This is a genomic window from Gordonia sp. UBA7860 (assembly GCF_002500165.1).
GTDB classification, from domain to species: domain Bacteria; phylum Actinomycetota; class Actinomycetes; order Mycobacteriales; family Mycobacteriaceae; genus Gordonia; species Gordonia sputi.
Genome location: NZ_DLSO01000109.1, coordinates 11,402 through 16,612, shown reverse-complemented (window position 1 = coordinate 16,612; position 5,211 = coordinate 11,402). Strand labels below are relative to the sequence as shown.

General features: G+C 66.8%; 3 protein-coding genes and 1 pseudogene. 1 reads left to right on the top strand and 3 read right to left on the bottom strand.

Going from position 1 to position 5,211, the window contains the following annotated elements; translation table 11 throughout:
- The 3 genes and pseudogenes from B3T59_RS13560 to B3T59_RS13550 form a co-directional block, all read right to left on the bottom strand.
- Window positions 1-344: pseudogene (locus B3T59_RS13560) on the bottom strand (endonuclease NucS domain-containing protein); the annotation flags it as partial.
- 84 nt (window positions 345-428) lie between these two features.
- Complete coding sequence (gene glsA / locus B3T59_RS13555) at window positions 429-1,865, bottom strand: glutaminase A (protein WP_287003802.1); 1,437 nt, start codon at window positions 1,863-1,865, stop codon at window positions 429-431.
- Between the two features lie 39 nt (window positions 1,866-1,904).
- Complete coding sequence (locus B3T59_RS13550) at window positions 1,905-3,149, bottom strand: helix-turn-helix domain-containing protein (protein ID WP_376782674.1); 1,245 nt, start codon at window positions 3,147-3,149, stop codon at window positions 1,905-1,907.
- A 149-nt stretch (window positions 3,150-3,298) separates the two neighbouring features.
- Here B3T59_RS13550 and B3T59_RS13545 point away from each other — a divergent pair, with 149 nt between their 5' ends.
- Window positions 3,299-5,167 (top strand): NAD(P)/FAD-dependent oxidoreductase, encoded by a 1,869-nt coding sequence (locus B3T59_RS13545; protein ID WP_287003800.1) that lies wholly within the window; start codon window positions 3,299-3,301, stop codon window positions 5,165-5,167.
- Window positions 5,168-5,211: the final 44 nt, after the last annotated feature.

The following is a 5,211-nucleotide window of genomic DNA, read 5'->3' as shown; positions in this document are numbered from 1 at the left end:
TGCGCCTCGACGCCGTCCTTGACCAGGCCGGGATCGATGCCCAGTTCATGCGACGAGTCGTGCTCTATCGACGCGAGCGTGATGCGCAGCTCCTCGCCGGCCTTGTTGGTCACCACCCAGTACGCCTCGACAGACTCATGCAGCGCTGCGACCTCGTCGGGGACCTGCGCCTCGGTCAACCAGCAGGGCGGACTCATCCAATTCAGCGGTTTGTAGGCGCGGTCGTCGGCATGCACGCTCACCGAGCCGTCGGCCTTGATGAGCAGCAACCGTTTGGCCATGGGGAGATGAGCCGTCAGTCGGCCGACGTAGTCCACTTGGCATTCCGCGATCACCAGACGCACACCGGGCAGCTTATCGGTCGCGCGCAACGGCTGAGGCGACCCCCGACCCCCGGCGAGCCACGGCACCGGGAGGACGCACCGTGGTCAGGCGTTCCGATACAGCTTGAGCAGGAACCGCTCGGCGTCGTCGACGGCGTCTGCCATGGACGGATGGACGTGCGGGAGCGTCGGGTCGAGTCCCTGCAGTTGCTCCGGGACGGCGAGGTTGGGGACGACGCTGTCGGCGCGATGACGCTCGACGCTCGCGCGCACCTCGCCGTCGGGGTCGACGAGCACAACGCGCTTGCCGTTGTCGTCGGCCGTGCGTTTGACCGCGAGCATCATCGTGCGCGCGACCGGGTCGATCACGCCGACCCGCGAGATCTCGATGATCACCACGTCGACACGATCTATCTCCTCCTCGACGCGACGCAATGCGCTCTCCGCACTGCCGAACGTCAAGTCGCCCTGCAACTCGTAGACCCGAACGCGGTCGCGACAGGTCCGCAAGAAGCCGCGCTCCTCCTCGGACCAGTCGTCGCCGACGGGAAAGTCCGTGATGTCGTACGTCGCCCTGATCGTGACCCTACTCTCACGGGTGACGTTGAACATGTGCAACCCGAGATCGGTGGAGAGGTGCTCGCAGGTGTCGACCCCACGCACGCTGTTGCCGTGCTCGTCGAGCCGCGGCGAGTAGACACCGATGCCCAACTGCCCGGGCAACACCGCCAGAATGCCGCCTCCGACACCGCTTTTGGCGGGCATTCCGACCGCGGTGACCCAGTCGCCGGCGGCGTCGTACATACCGCAGGTGGTCATCACGCTCAGCACCCGTTGTGCGACCTCCTGACTGAACACCCGCCGTCCGGTGCGCGGGTTGGCTCCGCCGCACGCAATCGTCGTGCCCATCACCGCGAGGTCGTCGGTGTTCACCTGGACGGCACATTGACGGAAGTAGAGCGCGATCGCGGCGTCAGGATGTGTGTCGAGCGCTCCGAAGCTGTCGAGCATGTAGGCGATCGCGCGGTTTCTCGACCCGGTCGCGGCCTCGGATTCGAAGACTCTCTCGTTGAGCGTCAACTGACGTCCGGCACACGACGAGTAGAAGGCGAGGATCTCGGCGAAAGTCGTCTCCACGACCTCGGGGCCGACGTCGCGAACCGGCGGCAGGAGCAACGACGACGCGACGATCGCACCCGCGTTGATCATGGGGTTCTTGGGCCGACGCCGCGAGTCGACACTGATCTGGTTGAACGCCTCACCCGACGGTTCGACGCCGATCTTCGCATCCACCTCGGCCGGCCCCAGGCGACTCAGCGCCATGGCGTAGGTCAGCGGCTTGGACACCGACTGGATCGTGAACGAGGTGTCCGCGTCACCGAGTGAGTAGAGGTAACCGTCGTGCATGGCCACCGACAACCCATACCCCTCTGGATCGACGGCCGCGAGCTCGGGGATGTAGTCGGCCACCTCCCCCGCCCGATCGTCGACACAATCGTCCATGATCTTGCGCAGGTAGCCGTCCACATGCGAAACCGTCACGCCCCGACCGTAACCCGCGGAGGTTCACGGGTCGAGGATTCACCGGTCGAGTGACCGCGCCGAGTCGTCGACAGACGTGATGTCGACGCCTGGGGCGAATCGGTACGGATTCGCGCTGAGCACGCCGCCGAGACTCCTTCGCAGACGCGACATCTCGGCACGCACGGTCACGGTGCGGTCGTTGGTGCCGAAGAGTTGCTCCGACATCGCGGCTGCACTCAACCCGTCGGGGTGGGCGGCGAGCAAGGCCAGAATCTCCGCGTGCCGCGGCGACGGACGGTGGGTCCACGAGCCCGTCGCGCCCGAGACCCGCACTGTCGGCGGGTGGTCGCCTGCGAGATCGAGTTCGACGAGTGTCGCCGTGGGGCCGCGGTCGTCGGCGACGCGCACGAGCCATCCACCGGGCAACGGTTCGAACTCGCACGCGCCGAGCGCGTGCAACCACGCGCGCCCGGGCTGCGGGCTTCGCGGTAGTGCCAGTCGCGAGCACGGTGCAATCGAGTCGACCGCCGCGACCCAGCCATCGGCGTCGACGGCGAGCGCAGGCCCGGATGAGCGCGCGAGGATCGGAGCGGCGATCGCCCTCAGCTCGTCAAGCCTGCGTCGATGATGTTCGCGCAGTTGAGATTCGGCGAGTTTCGCGACGGCACTCACCAGTGCCAGCGTCGTCGGATGAATGGTTGCGGCAGGGCCACTGACGTCGACGACGCCGAGCACCGCATCCGTTCTCGGGTCGCGGATCGGCGCACCCGTACACGTCCACGTGTGGTGCGTTCGAACGAAGTGCTCGGCGGAGAAGACCTGAACGGGACCTCCGGACATCAACGCGGTTCCGATGGCGTTGGTGCCGACGGACCGCTCTCCCCAATCTGCTCCCTCGACGAATCCGAGACGATCTGCCCGGTGCAGCACGCGGGTCTGACCTCCGCGCCAGAGGACGTGTCCCGCGGCGTCGGCGATCACGAGGATGTTGTCGCCGTCGGCGATCACGGCGTCGAGTCCGCCGGTCAGATCGTCGAGAACGAGTGCCAGCGGCGACTGTGCGCGACGCGCCTCGAGGTCTGCGGCACCGATGAGATTCTCCGCGCTGCCGCGCTCCGGGTCGACACCCGCGTGCAGGACTCGTCGCCACGACTCGCCGATCACGTCGCGCGGACGCGCGGGCGGGCGGTTGCCCGACATCGCGGCGTCGTACACGGCTGCGAGGACGGCGGCATAGTGCCGCGGGTCGTCGCCCGCGCCGACTGCGGGCTCGCCCGCTCTGGCTGGTGATGTAGCGGTCATCACCAGAGATTGTGCTCCCGATCACAGTCGGACCGCAAAGAACCCCGCGGATGCAACCTGGTGCAACCCTTGCTCACCCCACCCACTCCCGAGTGTGCTGTGCATCACACCCGCCGGGCCCAACGGACCGGCAGAGATGAGGAGAAGCAATGACTCAGACGCTTGAACCCCAGACGTCCACACCGACCACCGGACGAGACGAGACGACCCATCGGACACCGGCCGAACGCGTCGACCGCTGGCTCGCCGACTTCGAATCGGCACTTCGATCACGCGACATCGCCGCGGTGACCTCGATGTTCGCGACCGACTGCTACTGGCGTGACCTCGTGGCCTTCACGTGGAATCTCAAAACAGTCGAGGGCCGCGAACAGCTCGCGGACATGCTCACAGCGCGCCTCGACGACACCGCCCCGGAGTCGTTCGCCGCAACCGAGACCCCCACCGAGGACGACGGCGTCGTGACCGCGTTTCTCGAGTTCGAGACCGCAACGGGTCGCGGCGAAGGCATGCTGCGGCTCCGACAGGCGGCCGACGGCGACGACCGCGACGAGGCCTGGACACTGCTCACCACCCTCCAGGAACTGAAGGGGCACGAGGAGCGCCGCGGCGCGAGCAGGGTGCTGGGCGCGGTTCACGGCTCCGAGCCCGACGCGCGGTCGTGGGCCGAACGCCGCGAGGCCGAGGAGGCGGAGCTCGGTCGGTCGAGCCAGCCATACGTGCTCGTCGTCGGCGGCGGCCAGGGTGGCATCGCGCTCGGAGCGCGGCTGCGGCAACTCGGCGTTCCGTCGATCGTCGTGGACAGTCACGACCGACCGGGCGACCAGTGGCGCGGACGGTACAAGACGCTGTGCCTGCACGACCCGGTCTGGTACGACCACCTGCCCTACCTCCCCTTCCCCGAGAACTGGCCCGTATTCGCACCCAAGGACAAGATCGGCGACTGGCTCGAGTTCTATACGCGCGTCATGGAGGTTCCCTACTGGTCGAAGACAACCTGCACGTCGGCGAGCTACGACGAACAGACCGGACACTGGACCGTCGAGGTCGATCGCGACGGGGAGCACCTCACACTCACCCCGACCCAGCTCGTCCTCGCGACCGGAATGTCGGGCAAGCCCAACGTCCCGTCCTTCCCCGGCCAGGACGTGTTCGCAGGCGAGCAGCACCACTCGAGTCAGCACCCGGGACCCGACGGCTTCGCGGGCAAACGCGTCGTCGTGGTCGGTGCCAACAACTCGGCACACGACATCTGTAAAGCGTTGGTGGAGAACGGGATCGACACCACGATGATCCAGCGATCGTCGACACACATCGTGAAGTCGGACTCACTCATGGAGATCGGCCTCGGTGCGCTCTACAGCGAGCAGGCAGTGGCGTCGGGCATGACGACGAAGAAGGCCGACCTCACGTTCGCCTCGCTGCCCTACCGGATCATGCACGAGTTCCAGATCCCGCTCTACGACCAGATCCGTGAGCGCGACAAGGACTTCTACGCTCGGCTTGAAGCTGCGGGATTCGACCTCGACTTCGGCGACGACGACTCGGGACTGTTCATGAAGTACCTGCGTCGCGGCTCGGGCTACTACATTGACGTCGGTGCGTGCGAGCTGGTCGCCGACGGCACCATCAAGCTCGCTCACGGACAGGTCGATCACCTCACCGAGAACTCCGTGGTGCTCGCCGACGGCACAGAGCTTCCGGCAGACGTCGTGGTCTACGCAACCGGGTACGGCTCGATGAACGGATGGGCGGCCGACCTGATCGGTCAGGATGTCGCCGATCGGGTGGGCAAGGTGTGGGGACTCGGCTCCGACACCACCAAGGACCCCGGGCCATGGGAGGGCGAGCAACGCAACATGTGGAAGCCGACCCAACAGCCGGGCCTGTGGTTCCACGGCGGCAACCTGCACCAGTCCCGCCACTACTCGCTGTACCTCGCGCTGCAACTCAAGGCGCGTTTCGAGGGCATCGACACCCCCGTCTACGACCTGCAGGAGGTCCACCACCTGAGCTGACGAGTCGTCGAGTCCCTCCGTTTCACTGGCCAGAATGTCCTGCG

What these genes read in the sequence shown, in the direction of transcription:
- B3T59_RS13545 (WP_287003800.1), top strand. Translation starts at nt 3,299, where the DNA reads ATGACTCAGACGCTTGAACCCCAGACGTCCACACCGACCACCGGACGA.
- B3T59_RS13550 (WP_376782674.1), bottom strand. Translation starts at nt 3,149, where the DNA reads ATGACCGCTACATCACCAGCCAGAGCGGGCGAGCCCGCAGTCGGCGCG.